Source organism: Pseudomonas sp. Cab53 (assembly GCF_018325965.1).
Lineage (GTDB): Bacteria > Pseudomonadota > Gammaproteobacteria > Pseudomonadales > Pseudomonadaceae > Aquipseudomonas > Aquipseudomonas chlororaphis_E.
The window spans coordinates 2074558-2091582 of record NZ_AP021902.1 but is presented as its reverse complement, the minus strand read 5'-3'; the positions used below and the strand labels follow the sequence as shown (position 1 = coordinate 2091582).

Here is a 17025-nt window from a genome sequence, read left to right as displayed (position 1 = left end):
ACTGGGCGTTGGGCGCCTGCCTGTGGGCGCTGGCGCTCTCGGCCCATGGCGCATCCATGGCCTGGACCGGCATTCGCGACGGCAGCCTGTACTTGCAGACCGATCGGCCAGACACCGTGACCGTGCGCTGGGTGCCGGCCTGGCAAGCCAACGCCAATGCCGAGCATATCTACCTGCTCAATGGCCAGGGCCGCCTGGTGGGTGAACGCCTCATCAAGGCCGAGCAGGAACGCGGCGAGCAGCAATGGCCCTTGCTGCCCGGCCCCGCCAGCTATCGGCTGGAAATCCCCGGCTACAGTTTCCGTCGCTATACCCTTGAACACGATGCACGCACCCAGGCGCTGTTCGCCCCGGCCAAGGTGCACTTCAGCGCCGAAGCCCATGACGGCGACGAACTGTACTTCAAGGTCGCCGCGGGCGAGCGTGCCGTGCTGGCGGGCAAGTTCCACGGTGGCGTGCGCGGCCTGCAAGCCCGGCGCGTGGCCGACGGCAAACAACTGCAACTGAACCTCAAGCCGTACCCCGCCTATTGGCAGTTCGACCAAGTGGCCCTGCCGGTCGCCGACGTCGAGCAGGTCTGGCGCCTGCACTTGCTGGGCAACGGCAAGGCGGCGTTCTGGCTGGACGGCACTGCCAACCTGTTCGCCCAAGCCCCGGCGCAACTGCAGCCGCTTCGCGAAGACCCGGGGCACGTGCAGTTGAAGGTCTACCCCGAGGTGCTGGGCGACACGCCGAAACTGGGGGTTTCGCTGCCTTACGTCATGCCGCCGCCCGCCGCCTACGCGGTCATCGATGCACTCAAGCCCCAGGCGGCCAGTTACTACAGCATGGTCGACGTGACTGCCGCCAAGCCCGACCACGAGGATCGGTTCCGGCGCCTGTACCAGGATCGCTTCGGCATCAACCAGGACATTACCCTGCTCGCTGGCAGCGGACGCAAGGCCGACCTTGTGGCCGATCGGACCAGCAACAGCGGCCTGCAAGCCTGGCTCAAGTCCACCCGCGCCCTGGGCGGCAAAGGCGTGCATTACTTAGGTTTCGCCGATGAGCCGAACCTCAACTACCCCGACTTCGCCAGCTATCAGGCGGTGTTCGAGAGCATGGCCAATGAGGTCCGCGCCCTGCCCGCCAACGTCCGCGCGGGGGTGCGCATCGCGATCCCGGCCAGCTCCCGGTTCACCAACGGTCCGCTGGCCGAAAACGCCGCCGACAAACGCGGCATCGACTGGGCCCGGCGTCTGCTGGCCCGGTACGGCGACCAGGTCGATGCCCTGGCCTGGCACGAATGGATGATTCGCGACCTGCTGGCGACGCGGGTGTATCGCAGCAGTGTGCGGCGCGCGGCCAGGCTGGTGGGCCTGGACGCCACGGGCCGGCCACGCAAGGCGCTACTGCTGGACCAGACCAATATGTCCAGCGGCTCGAGCCTGAGCCCCTACGACCAGGAAACCCACTACGCCGCCCTGTGGTGGACCTCGGTGGTGATCAACGCCTCCGCCGATGGCCTGCTCGACATGCTCAACTGGTTCCAGGCCGCCGACGAGCCGGAGTACCCCAAGGGCATGGTGAGGGTCCTGGACAACGATCGCTTCGAGCTCAAGCCGGTGGGCCTGGCCCAGCAGTTCATCCAGCAGCACTGGTTCGACCAGGTGTTACGCCTGGACAACGACGCCTTCGAAGTCGACGCACTGGCCATGGCCACCGGCATGCAACGCGGCCTGCTGGGCGTGAACAAAAGCACCCGGGCGCAACAGGTCGATATCGACGCCGGGCTCTGTCCACAGGCGCAGGCAACCCTGGTGTATTTCGGCCCGGACAACCGCAGCCGCAGCGCCTCATTCACCTGCGAAGTCGGACAAATCCATTTTCTATTGCCAGGGCAAACCCTGTTTGCCCTGGGCTGGACCACCTCTTCCATTCCTCAACCCGCCACCCGTCAGGAGGCACCATGAACGTACTGCAGAAACTGCGTGATCGCATCCAGAAGAAAGGCCTGCGCGCCGTGTTCAAACAGGTGATCCGGCACTTCGTGTTTTTCCACTCGCAACTGGTGTGGCTGGAACACGACGTGCGAGTCCCGCTACCGCCCCATAACCTCAAGCCCTACCCGCCGGCGCGCCGGGAATTCATCACGGTCAGCAATGCCGACGCGTTTGCCAAGTACTTCGGCGACCGCGTCGAAACCATGCGCGAACTGGCGGCCGAAGGCTACACCGGCTTGATGTACCTGGATGGCCAGGGCGACGCCGTGGGGTTTGCCTGGGGCAGTACCCGAGATTATTTCGATCGGCATTTCTATCGCTGCCTGTTCCCGATCAAGCCGGGCGAGTATTTCCAGTTCGGTGGGGAGATGACCCGCGCTTACTGGGGAACCCAGATGTCGGCGGACGTCCAGCAGGACATGTGGAGGATCATGGCGGAAAAAGGCTGCACCAAGATGGTCGATGTCTGCGACTTGCAGAACATCCCGGCGATCAAGATGCACATCCGCATGGACTTCAAGGAGCGCGGCCAGATCACTCACGTGTATTGCCTGTTCGGGCGTTGGCGCTTCTTCCGCGATACGTTCTACACCGGCTCGGTGCTGGATACCTTTCGCAAACCGGCCCAGCCCGCCCCCACGGCGGCGGCGGCCTGATGGCAATCCGCTTCGAATGGCGACGCTCACTGCTCGCCACGGACTTCCCGGCTACGGCTTATGAGCAGCTGCGCACCCGGGTGGCCGACTACACGCCGTTCAATAACCTGGCCTGGCTGCAAGCGGCGGAACTGGCGCTGCAACCCGGTCAGGACCTGCACGTGCTGCTGGGCTGGCAAGACCAGGCGCTGAGCCTGTGCCTGCCCCTGGTCAGCGCGCGCGAGCGCATCGGCGGGCTGCGGTTCCGGGTGCTGCGTCACCTGGGTTATCCGCTGGCGGACCGCATCGCCCTGCTGGTGCGCGTCGACGCTGACAGCATGGGCCAGGCGTTGATGCAGATCCGGCAACAACTGCCCCACGCGTTGCTGCAATTGAATGAAGTGGTCGAGGCCGTTGGCGAGCAAAGCGCGCTGAGTGCCTGGATGGCATTGAGCTCCACCGGGGAGCGACGGTTGAGCTGCCGGGTCCCGGTGCATCTGATCAGCGACAGTGACCATCAGGAAATTTCCGGCGATCCACGCTATAAGTTACGTAAGGCACGCAAGCGTATCGCCGCATGCGGCGCACAGATCCGTCGACTGACCCCCGATGCCATCAGCATGGGCCTGCTGCTGCAGGAACTTGCCGAGGTCGAGTCGGCCAGTTGGAAAGGTGAAGAAGGCGTCGGCATTTTCTCCGACCCGGTGCGCCGGCAATGGATGAAACACGCCTTCACCGCCCTCGCCGCCCAAGGCCTGGTGCGCGTGGTGGTGCTGGAGCTGGAAGGACGCTGCATCAGCTACCGACTGGGCCTGCTGGAACAGGGCCGACTGTACGACTACAACCTGGCGTTCCTGCCGGAGCATGCCGACCTGGGCAGCGGCCGGGTACTGCTGGAGGAATGGATCCGCTGGGGGCTGGAGGACAACTGGCGCTGGGTCGATGCGTCCCGGGTCAGCCTGGAAAACTCCAGCCATCAACTGCATGAACGCATGACCGGACAATTGGAACACTGGCGTTGGAGTTTTTATTCATGGCAACCCGGCGGGCTGGTCCTGGGGTTCGCCTTGCGACTATGGAAGAGTCTCAAGCCATGGCTACGCAAGCGCCCGGCCGCCGCAACACCTTTGCCCCCCACTTCCAAGCGCCAGGAGAACGTGAATGCCTCAACAAGTGATCGTCAACGCTGACGATTTCGGGCTCTGCCTCAGTGAAAACGCACTCATCCTGCGAGCCTTCGAGGCCGGCGTGATCAGCTCCGCCACCGCCATGGCCAACATGCCAGGGTTCGAACAGGCTTGCGAGCTGGCCCGTCAACCCCTGCTCAACGGACGTATCGGCTTGCATTTCAACCTCAGCCACGGTGCGCCGCTGAGCCAGGCAATCACCTCGCGACCCGCGTTCTGTGCCCCCAACGGCGAATTCGACCTCAACGTGTCGCGCTACTGCCTGCGCCTGGGTTCAAAAGACCTCGCGGCGGTGCAAGACGAACTTGAGGCGCAATGGCAACATTGCCTGGACCACGGCCTGCACCCCAGCCACCTCGACTCCCACCAACACGTGCACAACATCTGGCCCATCGGCGAGCTGGTGGCCCGTTTCGCCGAGCGCCATGGCGTGCCCATCCGCTTGGCGCGCAACCTGGGGGCAAACCTGAACGTGCCCAAACGCATCTTCAAGACCCTACTCAACCGACGCATGCGCAGCCTCAGCGGCGCGACGGCCGACTACGTCTGCACCCCGGCCGACCTGGACCACGCAGCACCGCCGGAGCATGGCTCACTCGAAGTGATCGTCCACCCGCAGGACCTGGACGGCGACTTCGGCGACGCCAGCCTGGCACCCGGCGAATCACTGACCCAGGTGCTGCACAAGCGCCTGGCGGGCGTGCCCAAAGTGCCCTACGGCAGCAAGCGGCAGCCTCTGAGGTTGGCTGAGTATGGGGACGTGCACTGACCGGCGGATAATGGACATCACGCTGCCCCCAACCGGTTCGCCACTGGCATCCGTCGCCGCCGCGCCCGCCTGTTCCATTCGTCCGGGTCTGGTCTCTGGAGGCCTGAGTCATCATGGCATCGTCCTCAATGTTTTAGGGGGTCAAGTTTTCGAGTGAGGCGAAGCCAAAGACTTCGGTATGGGCCGTGAAAGTCTCTATAAGGCCTTCGCTCCGGGGGCGAAGCCGCGCTTTGATACCGTACTCAAGGTCGTCCACGCAATGGGTATCGATTGATGTGCACGCCCCACTCCCACGCAGAATCCGACGACCGCATGAGCGAAAGCCCGCAACCGTCTGAAATCACGCCATCCTTCGGGCGAATCTGTTAAAAAGCATCTTCTGTCTTGAGTAGCGAAACCCTTTGATGCGTGCTTTTTTTCTTCCTCGTCCTGATCGGCGCTGGCTGGCGATGCTGTGCATGGCGGCCATGGTCGTCGGGCTGCCGGTGGGCTGTGCGGTGTTGCAGCACAAGGAGCGCGAGCTGGTGTTCAGGATCGAGCCCGGCACGGCCAGTTGGTTCAACGGCTTGCCGAGCAGCGTGCAGGAGTTTGACCTCAGGCCCAGTCAGTTCAAGGCCGGGGAGAATATCCACGGCTGGTGGTGGCCGGCCGAGCGCAAGAGTGCGCCGGCGATCCTGTACCTGCACGGTGTGCGCTGGAACCTGACCGGGCAGTTGTTTCGCATCCAGCAATTGAGGGACCTGGGCTTTTCGGTGCTGGCAATCGACTACCGGGGATTTGGCAAAAGCCATGGCGACCTGCCCTCGGAAGCCAGTGTCTACGAAGACGCCCGGATCGCCTGGGCACGCCTGGAAACGCTGCAACCCGACCCGGCGCTGCGGCTGATCTATGGCCACTCCCTGGGCGGTGCCGTCGCGGTGGACCTGGCAGCGGAACTGGGCCAAAAAGCGGCGAAAGACGGCAGCGTCGTAGCGGCCCGGGGGTTGGTCATCGAATCCACCTTCACGTCCCTGGGCGATGTCGCCACGGCCATGGCCGACACGTCGCTGCCGGTACGCTGGTTGCTGTCGCAGAAATTCGATTCCATCGACAAGATTCATGAGATCAACATGCCCTTGCTGGTGGTCCATGGCGCCGCCGACCGCTACGTACCGCCACGCTTCAGCGAACAGCTGTTCAACGCCGCCCAGGAGCCCAAGCGCCTGCTGCTGGTGCCGGGTGCCACCCACAACAACAGCATGAGCCTGGCCGGCCGGCAGTATCGCCAGGCACTGGACGCCTTGCTCAAACCCCGCCCTTCCCCTGTGGCCGGAACGCCCCAGGTGAACGCCGCCAAGGCCGGCTGAGCCGATCCGCCAAAGGGATGGGTCGACGGGCAGGCCGCCTTCGCGAGCAAGCTCGCTCCCACAGATGAGTGCAGTGAATCAAGCACCTGCAAACACCACCAACCCCCTGTGGGAGCGAGCTTGCTCGCGAAGGCGGTGGGTCTGTTTGCTGAGAGGCTGGGTGGGCTGATGCCTTCGCGGGCAAGCCCGCTCCCACAAGGCTCGCGCCAGCCGCAAGGCTCGAATCCACCCCAATCAACCAGGGGGCTGGACGAAAAAAAACGGCACCTCTCGGTGCCGTTTGTCTTTCACTGTCAGACGCTTTACTTGCGGGCCGCTTCCCACGACTTCAGCAGTTCGCTGTAGCTCACGGTCTCACCTTTAGGCTTCTCGTTCGCCAGCTTCGGCTTCGGTGCCCCCGGTTGATCGAACCAGTACTGCGCATCGCGCTCCGGGTTCATTTTCGGGGCGCAGGTGGCCTGGGCCTTGGAGCGTTCCAGGCGCGTCATGATCGCGTCCTGGTCCTTGGCCAAGCCGTCGAGCGCCTGTTGCGGGGTCTTCTCGCCGCTGGCCGCTTCGGCGATGTGGCTCCACCACAGTTGCGCGAGGCGCGGATAGTCCGGCACGTTGGTCCCGGTCGGGGTCCATTGCACGCGGGCCGGGCTGCGGTAGAACTCCACCAGGCCACCGAGCTTGGGCGCCAGGTCGGTCATCGCCTGCGAGTTGATGTCCGACTCACGAATCGGCGTCAGGCCAACGATGGTCTTCTTCAGCGACACGGTTTTCGACGTCACGAACTGCGCGTACAGCCAGGCCGCCAATTTCTGCTTCTCAGGCGTGGACTTCATGAAGGTCCAGGACCCCACGTCCTGATAACCCAGCTTCATGCCCTCTTCCCAGTACGGACCACGCGGCGAAGGTGCCATGCGCCATTTCGGCGTGCCGTCGGCGTTGACCACCGGCAGGCCCGGCTTGGTCATGTCGGCGGTGAAAGCGGTGTACCAGAAGATCTGCTGGGCGATGTTGCCCTGGGACGGCACCGGGCCGGACTCGGAGAACGTCATGCCCGCCGCTTCCGGTGGCGCGTACTTCTTCAGCCAGTCGACGTATTTGGTGGTGGCGAACACCGCCGCCGGGCCGTTGGTATCGCCACCACGGGTGACGCTGGAGCCGACCGGATGGCAGTCCTCGACGCGAATGCCCCACTCGTCCACTGGCAAGCCATTGGGCAGGCCCTTGTCGCCGCCGCCGGCCATGGAGAACCAGGCATCGGTGAAGCGCCAGCCCAGTGATGGGTCTTTCTTGCCGTAGTCCATGTGGCCGTAGACGCGCTTGCCGTCGATTTCCTTGACGTCTTCGCTGAAGAACTTGGCGATGTCTTCATAAGCCGACCAGTTCACCGGTACGCCCAGCTCGTAGCCGTACTTCTCCTTGAACTTGGCCTTCAGGTCCGCACGCTCGAACCAGTCGGCGCGGAACCAGTAGAGGTTGGCGAACTGCTGGTCGGGCAGTTGATACAGCTTGCCGTCCGGCGCAGTGGTGAACGAGGTGCCGATGAAGTCCTTGAGGTCCAGGGTCGGCGAAGTGAAGTTCTTGCCTTCGTTGGCCATCAGGTCGGTGATCGATTCAGTCTTGCCGTAGCGAAAGTGCGTACCAATGAGGTCCGAATCGTTGACCCAGCCGTCATAGATATTTTTGTCCGACTGCATCACCGTCTGCATCTTTTCCACCACGTCGCCTTCTTGCAGCAGGTCGTGGGTCAACTGGATCCCGGTGATTTCGGTGAAGGCCTTGGCCAGTACCTTGGACTCGTATTCGTGGGTGGTGAGGGTTTCCGACACCACGTTGATCTTCATGCCACGAAACGGCTCAGCGGCCTTGATGAACCACTTGAGCTCTTCGAGCTGCTGCTCGGCTGTCAAGGTTGACGGTTTGAATTCACTGCCGATCCATTTTTTAGCGGCGTCTTCATAGGCGTCAGCCCAGGCCACAGCGCTCAAGCCGCTGAGTGCCAGTGCGGCTGCCAATGAAACGCTATGTCGCAGCTTATTGTTTTTATTGAACATAGAGACCTCCTGTTTGGATTTGAGAGCCTGATCGTCAAATACGCGCGACTAGCCCCACCGCATCACTGCCAACAGCCACACCCAAGACAACGCGAACGCTGTCCAGATGCTCCAGTCGGTGGCGCCGATGACCAGCAGATGCAGGTAGGCGCTACCGAGAAGACCGATAAACAACCGATCGCCACGGGTCGTGGTAATCGGCAGGAAACCACGCCGAGGGATGCTCGGCGAACGCAACTCCCAAGTGGTCATGCCGATCAGGAACAAGGCGATGACCCCAAAAAACGCCGCCGTCGGGACGGTCCAGTTCATCCATTCCATCATCGACTCCTCAGACCCGGCCCAGGGCAAAGCCCTTGGCCACGTGGTTGCGAACGAACCAGATCACCAGCATGCCCGGCAGGATGGTCAACACCCCCGCCGCCGCCAGCACGCCCCAATCGATGCCGGACGCCGACACGGTGCGGGTCATGACCGCGGCGATCGGCTTGGCATTGACCGAGGTGAGCGTGCGGGCCAGCAACAATTCGACCCAGGAAAACATGAAGCAGAAGAACGCCGTCACACCGATGCCGGAGCCGATCAACGGGATGAAGATCTTGGCGAAGAACTTGGGGAAACTGTAGCCGTCAATGTAGGCGGTCTCGTCAATTTCTTTCGGCACCCCGGACATGAAGCCTTCGAGGATCCACACCGCCAGCGGCACGTTGAACAGGCAGTGGGCCAGGGCCACGGCGATGTGGGTGTCGAACAGCCCGATGGACGAATACAGCTGGAAAAACGGCAGCAGGAACACCGCCGGCGGCGCCATGCGGTTGGTGAGCAGCCAGAAGAACAGGTGCTTGTCCCCCAGGAACCGGTAGCGCGAGAACGCATAGGCCGCCGGCAGCGCCACGGCCAGGGAAATCACCGTGTTCAGGCTCACGTAGTACAGCGAGTTCAGGTAACCGGTGTACCAGCTCGGGTCGGTGAAGATCACCTTGTAGTTGTGGAAAGTGAAGTCCTGGGGCCACAGGGTCAGGCTGCCGAGGATCTCGGTGTTGCTCTTGAACGACATGTTCAGCAGCCAGTAGATGGGCACCAGCAGGAACAGGATGTAGATCAGCAATGGAACCAGCTTTTTCTTGCTCATCGTGCGGGCCTCAACGGTTGGCGTCGGAGTGCGTCATGGCGGTATAGAACAGCCACGACACCAACAGAATGATCAGGAAGTACACCAGGGAAAACGCCGCTGCCGGGCCCAGGTCGAATTGGCCGATGGCCATCTGCGTCAGGGTCTGGCTCAGGAACGTGGTGGCATTGCCCGGCCCGCCGCCGGTGAGCACGAACGGCTCGGTGTAGATCATGAAGCTGTCCATGAAACGCAGCATCACCGCGATCAACAGCACGCTCTTCATCTTCGGCAACTGGATGTGCCGAAACACTGCCCAGTTAGAGGCCCGGTCGATCCGCGCCGCCTGGTAATACACGTCGGGAATCGCCCGCAGCCCCGAGTAGCAGAGCAAGGCCACCAAAGACGTCCAGTGCCAGACGTCCATCACCAGCACGGTGACCCAGGCGTCCATGGTGTTGGCCGCATAGTTGTAGTTGATGCCCAGGGCGTTGAGGCTCGAACCCAGCAGGCCGATGTCGGCGCGGCCGAATATCTGCCAGATGGTGCCCACCACGTTCCACGGAATCAGCAGCGGAATCGCCAGGATGATCAGCACCAGGGACGACCACTTGCCCTTGGTCGGCATGGTCAGGGCGATGGCGATGCCCAGCGGGATCTCGATCAGCAGCACGCACGCCGAGTAGATGAACTGGCGCAGCAACGAGTCGTGCAGGCGCGGATCGAGCAGCACCTGCTTGTACCAGTCGGCACCGACGAAGTAGCGGCTGGACTGGTCGAAGATGTCCTGCACCGAGTAGTTGACCACCGTCATCATCGGGATCACGGCGCTGAACGCCACCAGCAGGAACACCGGCAGCACCAGCCACCAGGCTTTGTTGTTCTGCACCTTGTTCATGGCTGCACCTCGCTCAACGGTTCCAGCAGGTATTCATCGGCATAGACCATCAACCATTGGGCCGGAAAACTGATGTACGCGGTGCCTTCCGGCACAGGCTTGTCTTCGGCCAGGCGCACTTTCAAAGGCGCGCCATCGAGGTTGAGGGTCAGGATCTTGTAAGTGCCCAGGTCTTCGACGTGGACGACTTGCGCGCGCATCGCGTCGTCGTAGGGGCCGTCCCAGACATGGACGAACTCTGGCCGGATGCCGACCTTCAGGCGCTTGCCCTGGGCCTCGGCCACGCGCTGTTGCAGGGGGCCCGACAAAGGCAGGTGGGTCGAGGCAAAACCGACGCCTCCGGGTTGCGCCGTGACCTCGATGAGGTTCATCCCCGGGCTGCCGATGAAATAGCCGACGAAAGTGTGGCTCGGACGCTCGAACAAGTCCCGGGGTGTGCCGAACTGGACGATCTGGCCGCCATACATCACGGCGATCTTATCGGCGAAGGTGGAGGCCTCCAACTGGTCGTGGGTGACGTAGACCATGGTGATGTTGAACTGCTCGTGGATCTGCTTGAGCTTGCGCCGCAGCTTCCATTTCAGGTGTGGGTCGATCACTGTCAGCGGTTCGTCGAAGAGGATCGCTGACACGTCGTCGCGCACCAGCCCGCGGCCCATGGAGACTTTCTGCTTTTCGTCGGCGGTGAGGTTGCGCGCCTTCTTGTCCAGCAGGTTCTGCAGGTCGAGGACTTCGGCGATTTCCTGCACCTTGGTGTGGACCCGCGCCTCGGCCAGCCCCTGGTTGCGCAGCGGGAACGCCAGGTTGTCGAACACCGTCATGGTGTCGTAGACCACCGGGAACTGGAACACCTGGGCAATGTTGCGCCGCTCCGGGCTCAGTTCGTTGACGGCCTTGCCGTCGAACAGCACCTGGCCCTCGGACGGGCTGAGCAGGCCGGAAATGATGTTGAGCAAAGTGGATTTGCCGCAGCCCGAGGGCCCGAGCAAGGCATAGGCGCCGCCCTGCTCCCAGATGTGGTTCATCTCGCGGATCGCATAGTCTTCGGGGCTCGCCGGGGTGCTGGTGTAGCTGTGGGCGAGGTTCTGCAAACGAATTTCAGCCATCAGGCAACCCTCGCGATGCGCTGGCCCGGCGCCTGGACCAACTTGCCCTGGGCATCGAAGACAAACAGTTTATGGGTCGGGATGTAGATGCGGATCGGCGCATCCACGTCGTATTCATGGACGCCGGGCAAGTGCAGCACCAGCAGGAAATGCTCGTTGCGCACATGCAGGAACGTTTCCGAACCACTGATCTCGGCCACCTCCACGGTCACCGCCAGCTCGAGGTCGTCGTCGTTGCTTGGCACCAGGGAAATATGGCTGGGGCGCACGCCGAAACGGAACTCACCCTCGCCCACCGGCCGCAGGTCGACGTTCAGCGGGAAGTGCACGAAATTGGCGAAACTCACCTCGTTGCCCGCGATGCGGCCCGGCATGAGGTTGATCGGCGGCTCGGAAAACAGCTCGGCGGCCAGCACGGTTTGCGGCTGGTGGTACACCGAGGACGATTTGCCGCTCTGGATGACCCGGCCTTCGTGCAGGATCGTGGTGGTACCGCCCAGGGCCAAGGCCTCGTTGGGCTCGGTGGTGGCGTAGACGGCAATGGTGTGGCGGGCCTGGAACAACTCGCGCATTTCCTGGCGAAGTTCCTCGCGCAGCTTGTAGTCGAGGTTCACCAGCGGCTCGTCGAACAGAATCAGCTCGGCGTCCTTGACCAACGCCCGGGCCATGGCGGTGCGCTGCTGCTGGCCGCCGGACAGCTCCAGCGGATGGCGCTTGAGGAATTTCTCGATGCGCAACATCCTGGCGGTTTGCAGCACCTTGTCCTGGATCACCTCGTCGGACACACCCGCCTGGCGCAGCGGCGAGGCGATGTTTTCGAAGACGGTCATGGTCGGGTAATTGATGAACTGCTGATAGACCATCGACACATTACGCAGCCGCACGGGCTTGTTCGTGACGTCGACGCCGTTCATCAGCACGCGTCCGCTGTCGGGCTTGTCCAACCCGGCCATCAAGCGCATGAGGCTGGTCTTGCCGGACAGCGTGCGGCCCAGCAGGACGTTGAAGGATCCGGGTTCGAAACTCAGATTGGCATCGTCGATCCAGGTCTGGCCTTCGACGGTGCGACAGATGTGCTCAAGCTTTAATGACATGGCTCGGCCTTTTTATTATTTGGAGTCAAGCGACCCGAGCTTCAAAGCGAAAGCCGTGCCAGAAAATGCAAGCCATTGATCTAGCTGCGTCTACCTGGGATTTCTCAAAGTTACGTGTTCGTTGATGAACAAAAGTGAACAACTCGGATTGAACAACTGAACAGTTCGAGCCTTGACAATGAACAAATTTGAACAACACTGACTGGAATGCTTTAGCCGGGCCGCAGGCAATCCTCCTGTGGGAGCGGGCTTGCCCGCGAAGCGGTATATCAGCCGACACGTGTATAGCTGAGCCACCGCTTTCGCGAGCAAGCCCGCTCCTACATGGGAATGTGAATTGAGTCTTATCCAGACCTGCCCCTGCACAAGGAGTATGTGCGAGACTCACCACCACAATAAAAACAGCACCTGCGAGAGTGCCCCATGGCCGCACCTGCCCCCGCCTTGTCCCACGAGGCCATCATCCAGGCCTCCTGGTCCCGTTGCCGCGCTTTCGGCCTGAACCATCAGAGCATACCGGCCTTCGACCCGCTGCCCGCCGATGGCATCGCCCAGTTGCTGGAGAGCCAGCATTCACTGGTGCAGACCACCCACCAGGAAGTCTTGCCGTACTACGAGAACATCCTGAGCAACTCCAACTGCCTGATCATGCTGACCGACAACCAGGGCCAGGTCCTGACGTCCTGGGGCACCCAGCGTTTCATCGAGCCCAAACTGGCCCACGGCTTCAGCGCCGGGGCGAGCTGGATGGAACGCTGCACCGGCACCAATGCCATCGGCACCGCGCTGGCCTGCGAGCAGGCCGTGCACATCGAGCACGATGAGCATTTCCTCAAGGCCAACCGTTTCATGACCGGCTCCGCCGCGCCGATCTTCGACGCCGAGCGCAAGGTCATCGCCGTGCTGGACGTCTCCAGCGACAGCTACCTGCCGCCCTCCCACACCCTGGGCATGGTCAAAATGATGAGCCAGACCGTGGAGAACCGGCTGATCCTCAACCTGTTTCGCGGCGAACACTTTCAACTGACCTTCAACACCGGGCTGAACAACCTGGACAGCCAATGGGCCGGGCTGCTGATCTTCGACGAGAGCGGCCAGGTGCTTTCCGCCAACCGCCGGGCCGACAACCTGCTGGGCCTGAGCCTGTCACGGGTCAGCATCGAAAGCCTGTTCAAGGTTTCGTTGCTGGAGCTGCTGAACCAGCCCGATGGCCTGCCGTTCGCCCTGCAAGCGTCCAGACGCAACCGCTTCCAGTGCCTGCTGCGGCGGCCGAGCCAGGTTTCGATCAAGGCGCGGGTATTCACCGAAGCCCCCCCTTCGCCGGCCCCCGCGCCCGCCGCCAACATCATCAACCTCAACACCCTGCACTTCGGCGACAGCCGTGTGGAAAAAGCCGTGCGCCAGGCCGAGCGCCTTCTGGAGAAAGACATTCCGCTGCTGATCCATGGCGAGACCGGCGTCGGCAAGGAAGTGTTCGTCAAGGCCCTTCACCAGGCCAGTTCGCGCTGCAAACAACCGTTCATTGCCGTCAACTGCGCAGCGATTCCCGCCGAGTTGGTGGAGTCGGAACTGTTCGGCTACGAAAAAGGCGCCTTCACCGGCGCCAATCAAAAGGGCAGCATCGGCCTGATCCGCAAGGCCGACCGCGGCACGCTGTTCCTCGACGAGATCGGCGACATGCCCCTGCCGACCCAGGCTCGGCTGCTGCGGGTGTTGCAAGAGCGCTGCGTGCAACCGGTAGGCAGCGCCGAGCTGTTCCCGGTGGACATCCGCATCATTTCCGCCACCAACCGCTCGCTGCGTGAACAGGTGCAATTGGGGCGCTTTCGCGAAGACTTGTACTACCGCATCGGCGGCCTGACCCTGGAACTGCCACCGCTGCGCGAACGCAGCGACAAACAGGCCCTGTTCAAACGCCTTTGGGAACACCACCGTGAACCGACCCAATGGGCCGGCCTGAGTCGGGAGGTGCTGGAGCTGTTCGACCGCCACCCGTGGCCGGGCAACCTGCGCCAAGTCAGCAGCGTGCTGCAAGTCGCCCTGGCCATGGCCGAGGAACAGCCGATCCGCCCGGAACACCTGCCGGACGACTTCTTCGTCGACCTTGAAATGGAGCCGGTAGACACCCCCGAACCGCTGGCGGTGGACTTGAACGATGCCGAGGACTTGAACAGGCAGTTACAGGCCGTCGGCGGGAATATCTCGCATCTGGCGCGACGGCTGGGGGTCAGCCGCAACACCTTGTACAAGCGCCTGCGCCAACTTGAAAACTGAGACGAAACCTGTGGGAGCGAGCTTGCTCGCGATAGCGTCAGTTCAGCCAATAATGCAGTAATTGACAGGCCGTCATCGCGAGCAGGCTCGCTCCCACATAAGGTTCGTTTCACTGACTGTCCAACGTGTCAGTCGAACGCGCCGTTCAGCACTTCATAGATAATGCCGCTGGCGATGGCCACCAGGATCAGGTCGGTGCCTACCTGCTGCCATTCATAACCGTCGTAGTGCGGCAACCGGCCCAAGAGGCGTGAATCGAGTTTCTTGGCAATGCCCGGTGGCAGCGGCTTGCCCCGGGCGAGGTTTTTCTGGATCCCCGGCGGCAACGCAGGCCCCGGACTCCAGTAGTCACGATAGCCACCGATCACACCCAGCACGCCGCCGCGGTCGATACTGGGGCCGTTATGCCAGTCGCCGCCACCTCGGTTACCCTGCCCTCCCGGGTTGCCTTGATTGCCCTGATCGCCCTTGTGGCCTTGCCCACCCTTGCCTTGGCCATGGCCGGGCCCTTGGTCGAATGGGGCATTGCCCTTGCCGTTACCTGGGTCTGCCACGACAACCCCAGGCCCGGCCACCAGGGCGAAGCAGGTCAGTACAGCCATCAACGAGCGCGATTCAAACATGATGGTTCTCACTAAAAAGGGAAGATGGCTGCCTATATAGACGCCAAGGATGATATTAGTCGCCTATCACGCTACACGCCGCTGGCATGGCTGTTGGTCGCCGTGCTGGCCGCGCCCATCGGCAACAGGTCAGCCTGCAGCTGGCATGCGCCACCAGTTTGATCGGCATCGCCGTGATCGTGATGTACAGGAACGCGACACCCGCGCCAGGCGCCTATGGCGTCGATTCGCAATAAGCGGCACGGGTACCAGCTGGACGGCGACTCGAATGTCCCGGTTTGTATTATCAATGACTTATTGCTAAGGCATGGTTGGCACGTTGCAGCGTCGTCGCGGGGTCTGGGCTAGGGCTTCCACGGCAAACCGCCATCCGTCGCCTCTCCAATAACAAGATCAACCGGTGACCGTGTCTGGCTTAGGGTTTGCTTCGGCTTGCTCCAGCAGCCAAGAACGACGTGATTCTGACGCGGCGGCAAATCAATCAAGGCTAGGGTCAGCAAACGGAGATGTACCGTGTCAACTCTCAACGAAATCGCAGCGAACCACGCGAGAATGGCAAAGGCAAAGGAAGAAGAGTCGATACGGCTGGGGGCGCTCCAGGGGCAAATAGTCGGTAGCTTTGAAATTTCGCCGATTGAGGAGAAACAGCCGATACCGTTGCACTTCATGGCGGGTGTACCGGAACATGGCTTCGCAGAGGCCGCTGCGCTGGCGTTCTGACGGGCGACGCGAATACTGCTTCTTGTGGCGAGGCTGGCGCCCTCGCCACGGATTCCTGCTTCAGGTGAGAACTCTGCGCACAGTGATGCCCATCACAAATTGAACGGCCGCTTCAGCGAGCAGGGGCATTTTTCCATCCGAACGATTATAAAGCCGAGCACAGGATTTCTCGGAAGAACAACGTCGTTTAATGGAACACCAGGAGCAGCAAAAAATGAGCGCAACCGAACACGTGCACAGCAGCGCAAAATACAGCGCCAAATGGCAGGAACGCTTCAACTTCTTTGACACCTATGGCGCGCCCACCGACCCGCGCTACAAGGAAGCCCTCAAGAAGCTGCCCGGCTTCAAGAAAAAAATCCTCATCAATGCCAACGTGATCGCGTTTTTCTTCGGTCCCATCTACCTGTTCGTACTGGGCCTGTGGAAAAAGAACCTGGCCCTGCTGGGCATCATATTGCTGGTCAACATTGTGCTGAGCGTGATCTTCGCGGCCCTGGGCATGGACTTCCCCAAGCCGCTGAACGCCGGCCTGAACGGTGCCACCTCGGTGATGTACGCCATCATGACCAACTACGCCTACTACTTGAAAGAAGTCAAAGGCGAGCAAGGCTGGAACCCGTTCCAAGGGATGAGTTTGCGGTAGCGATTTTGCTTGGCGAGGGCCCGCACTTCTCCACGGATGTGCAGGCCCTCGCGCCTCAAGCTATTGAGGCCCGCGAAACTGATGACGGGTATTGCCACTCACGACAGTGTCGAAGTAGTTCTTGAACGCCTCTTCGAACAAGGCTGAGGCGGGGAACACGAACAGTGAATGTTCAGGTACTCAATAGCATCAGGGAAACCGGCGCAGGCCAGACTTGGGGCTCAAAAAAACCCGGCGCAGTGGCCGGGCTTCAGGAGCAAAGGCATCATCATCGAGGGTCGGGATGCTCGGTCGTCACCGAATCGGCGGCATTCACATCGGACATATCCTCTTCGATAGGTGCGTCGTCGTCCGGCGGCAGCGGGACTTCAGGTGCATCCTTGCTGGGGTCGTGACCTGTTTCGTTATCGGTGCCGCGCGTGACTTCCTGCTGGGACCTGTTTCCAGGCGCATTTTCGTCGATTTCCATGCTGGCTCTCCATTCTGGCGCGCGGGACAGCCGCGCTAAAACATAAGAGGCAGCGGAACATCGCAAGTGCGGGGCAATGGATGAACGGCGCAGGGCGTTGTGGGTGCTCAACCGTTCTAT

General features: G+C 61.9%; 16 protein-coding genes and 1 pseudogene. 9 read left to right on the top strand and 8 right to left on the bottom strand.

Annotation, left to right across the window (positions count from 1 at the left end; translation table 11 throughout):
• Nucleotides 1–56: 56 nt before the first annotated feature.
• From KI241_RS09150 to KI241_RS09130, 6 genes and pseudogenes are all read left to right on the top strand, one after another.
• Entirely contained in the window at nucleotides 57–1952 is a 1896-nt protein-coding gene (locus KI241_RS09150) for a hypothetical protein (protein WP_212803865.1), read from the top strand.
• Entirely contained in the window at nucleotides 1949–2638 is a 690-nt protein-coding gene (locus KI241_RS09145; RefSeq protein WP_047737317.1) for a hypothetical protein, read from the top strand. Before KI241_RS09150 ends, KI241_RS09145 begins: the two co-directional genes overlap by 4 nt.
• Nucleotides 2638–3807, top strand: coding sequence for a GNAT family N-acetyltransferase (locus tag KI241_RS09140; protein WP_212803593.1), 1170 nt, complete (start codon nucleotides 2638–2640; stop codon nucleotides 3805–3807). Before KI241_RS09145 ends, KI241_RS09140 begins: the two co-directional genes overlap by 1 nt.
• A complete protein-coding gene (locus KI241_RS09135; RefSeq protein ID WP_042728297.1) occupies nucleotides 3779–4573 on the top strand; it encodes a ChbG/HpnK family deacetylase in 795 nt (264 codons plus the stop codon). Before KI241_RS09140 ends, KI241_RS09135 begins: the two co-directional genes overlap by 29 nt.
• Nucleotides 4574–4736: 163 nt before the next feature.
• Nucleotides 4737–4847 (top strand): annotated as a pseudogene (locus tag KI241_RS27755) (transcriptional regulator); the annotation flags it as partial.
• 130 nt (nucleotides 4848–4977) lie between these two features.
• Nucleotides 4978–5919 carry an alpha/beta hydrolase gene (locus KI241_RS09130; protein ID WP_212803592.1) on the top strand — a complete coding sequence of 314 codons (942 nt, stop codon included), beginning with the start codon at nucleotides 4978–4980 and terminating at the stop codon, nucleotides 5917–5919.
• A 302-nt stretch (nucleotides 5920–6221) separates the two neighbouring features.
• Here the strand turns inward: KI241_RS09130 and KI241_RS09125 are convergent, their stop codons facing one another.
• From KI241_RS09125 to KI241_RS09100, 6 genes are read right to left on the bottom strand one after another with little or no spacing between them, the layout of a single operon-like run.
• Complete coding sequence (locus KI241_RS09125) at nucleotides 6222–7964, bottom strand: ABC transporter substrate-binding protein (protein WP_042728295.1); 1743 nt, start codon at nucleotides 7962–7964, stop codon at nucleotides 6222–6224.
• 48 nt (nucleotides 7965–8012) lie between these two features.
• A complete protein-coding gene (locus KI241_RS09120) occupies nucleotides 8013–8285 on the bottom strand; it encodes a DUF2160 domain-containing protein (protein ID WP_042728294.1) in 273 nt (90 codons plus the stop codon).
• Nucleotides 8286–8295: 10 nt separating this feature from the next.
• Nucleotides 8296–9096 (bottom strand): carbohydrate ABC transporter permease, encoded by an 801-nt coding sequence (locus KI241_RS09115; protein WP_042728293.1) that lies wholly within the window; start codon nucleotides 9094–9096, stop codon nucleotides 8296–8298.
• Nucleotides 9097–9106: 10 nt separating this feature from the next.
• Nucleotides 9107–9973, bottom strand: a complete 867-nt coding sequence (locus tag KI241_RS09110; RefSeq protein WP_042728292.1) for a sugar ABC transporter permease — start codon at nucleotides 9971–9973, stop codon at nucleotides 9107–9109.
• Nucleotides 9970–11079 (bottom strand): ABC transporter ATP-binding protein, encoded by a 1110-nt coding sequence (locus KI241_RS09105; RefSeq protein ID WP_042728291.1) that lies wholly within the window; start codon nucleotides 11077–11079, stop codon nucleotides 9970–9972. The genes KI241_RS09110 and KI241_RS09105 overlap by 4 nt, the downstream gene beginning before the upstream one ends.
• Entirely contained in the window at nucleotides 11079–12173 is a 1095-nt protein-coding gene (locus KI241_RS09100; RefSeq protein WP_042728290.1) for an ABC transporter ATP-binding protein, read from the bottom strand. Before KI241_RS09100 ends, KI241_RS09105 begins: the two co-directional genes overlap by 1 nt.
• A gap of 423 nt (nucleotides 12174–12596) precedes the next feature.
• Between KI241_RS09100 and KI241_RS09095 the strand changes: the two genes are divergently transcribed.
• Entirely contained in the window at nucleotides 12597–14447 is a 1851-nt protein-coding gene (locus KI241_RS09095) for a sigma-54-dependent Fis family transcriptional regulator (RefSeq protein ID WP_212803591.1), read from the top strand.
• Nucleotides 14448–14575: 128 nt separating this feature from the next.
• Here the strand turns inward: KI241_RS09095 and KI241_RS09090 are convergent, their stop codons facing one another.
• Complete coding sequence (locus KI241_RS09090) at nucleotides 14576–15070, bottom strand: anti-virulence regulator CigR family protein (protein WP_042728288.1); 495 nt, start codon at nucleotides 15068–15070, stop codon at nucleotides 14576–14578.
• Between the two features lie 513 nt (nucleotides 15071–15583).
• Between KI241_RS09090 and KI241_RS09085 the strand changes: the two genes are divergently transcribed.
• Both KI241_RS09085 and KI241_RS09080 read left to right on the top strand, forming a co-directional pair.
• On the top strand, nucleotides 15584–15790 hold the full coding sequence (locus tag KI241_RS09085; protein ID WP_042728286.1) for a hypothetical protein: 207 nt from the start codon (nucleotides 15584–15586) through the stop codon (nucleotides 15788–15790).
• A 214-nt stretch (nucleotides 15791–16004) separates the two neighbouring features.
• On the top strand, nucleotides 16005–16436 hold the full coding sequence (locus KI241_RS09080; protein ID WP_212803590.1) for a DUF2628 domain-containing protein: 432 nt from the start codon (nucleotides 16005–16007) through the stop codon (nucleotides 16434–16436).
• Between the two features lie 268 nt (nucleotides 16437–16704).
• On the opposite strand, the gene KI241_RS09075 is transcribed toward KI241_RS09080, so the two are convergent.
• On the bottom strand, nucleotides 16705–16905 hold the full coding sequence (locus tag KI241_RS09075; protein WP_042728285.1) for a hypothetical protein: 201 nt from the start codon (nucleotides 16903–16905) through the stop codon (nucleotides 16705–16707).
• Between the last annotated feature and the right edge of the window lie 120 nt (nucleotides 16906–17025).

Coding starts and splice junctions, on each gene's coding strand:
- KI241_RS09150 (WP_212803865.1), top strand. CDS start 57: ATGGCCTGGACCGGCATTCGCGACGGCAGCCTGTACTTGCAGACCGAT.
- KI241_RS09145 (WP_047737317.1), top strand. CDS start 1,949: ATGAACGTACTGCAGAAACTGCGTGATCGCATCCAGAAGAAAGGCCTG.
- KI241_RS09140 (WP_212803593.1), top strand. CDS start 2,638: ATGGCAATCCGCTTCGAATGGCGACGCTCACTGCTCGCCACGGACTTC.
- KI241_RS09135 (WP_042728297.1), top strand. CDS start 3,779: ATGCCTCAACAAGTGATCGTCAACGCTGACGATTTCGGGCTCTGCCTC.
- KI241_RS09130 (WP_212803592.1), top strand. CDS start 4,978: ATGCGTGCTTTTTTTCTTCCTCGTCCTGATCGGCGCTGGCTGGCGATG.
- KI241_RS09125 (WP_042728295.1), bottom strand. CDS start 7,964: ATGTTCAATAAAAACAATAAGCTGCGACATAGCGTTTCATTGGCAGCC.
- KI241_RS09120 (WP_042728294.1), bottom strand. CDS start 8,285: ATGGAATGGATGAACTGGACCGTCCCGACGGCGGCGTTTTTTGGGGTC.
- KI241_RS09115 (WP_042728293.1), bottom strand. CDS start 9,096: ATGAGCAAGAAAAAGCTGGTTCCATTGCTGATCTACATCCTGTTCCTG.
- KI241_RS09110 (WP_042728292.1), bottom strand. CDS start 9,973: ATGAACAAGGTGCAGAACAACAAAGCCTGGTGGCTGGTGCTGCCGGTG.
- KI241_RS09105 (WP_042728291.1), bottom strand. CDS start 11,079: ATGGCTGAAATTCGTTTGCAGAACCTCGCCCACAGCTACACCAGCACC.
- KI241_RS09100 (WP_042728290.1), bottom strand. CDS start 12,173: ATGTCATTAAAGCTTGAGCACATCTGTCGCACCGTCGAAGGCCAGACC.
- KI241_RS09095 (WP_212803591.1), top strand. CDS start 12,597: ATGGCCGCACCTGCCCCCGCCTTGTCCCACGAGGCCATCATCCAGGCC.
- KI241_RS09090 (WP_042728288.1), bottom strand. CDS start 15,070: ATGTTTGAATCGCGCTCGTTGATGGCTGTACTGACCTGCTTCGCCCTG.
- KI241_RS09080 (WP_212803590.1), top strand. CDS start 16,005: ATGAGCGCAACCGAACACGTGCACAGCAGCGCAAAATACAGCGCCAAA.
- KI241_RS09075 (WP_042728285.1), bottom strand. CDS start 16,905: ATGGAAATCGACGAAAATGCGCCTGGAAACAGGTCCCAGCAGGAAGTC.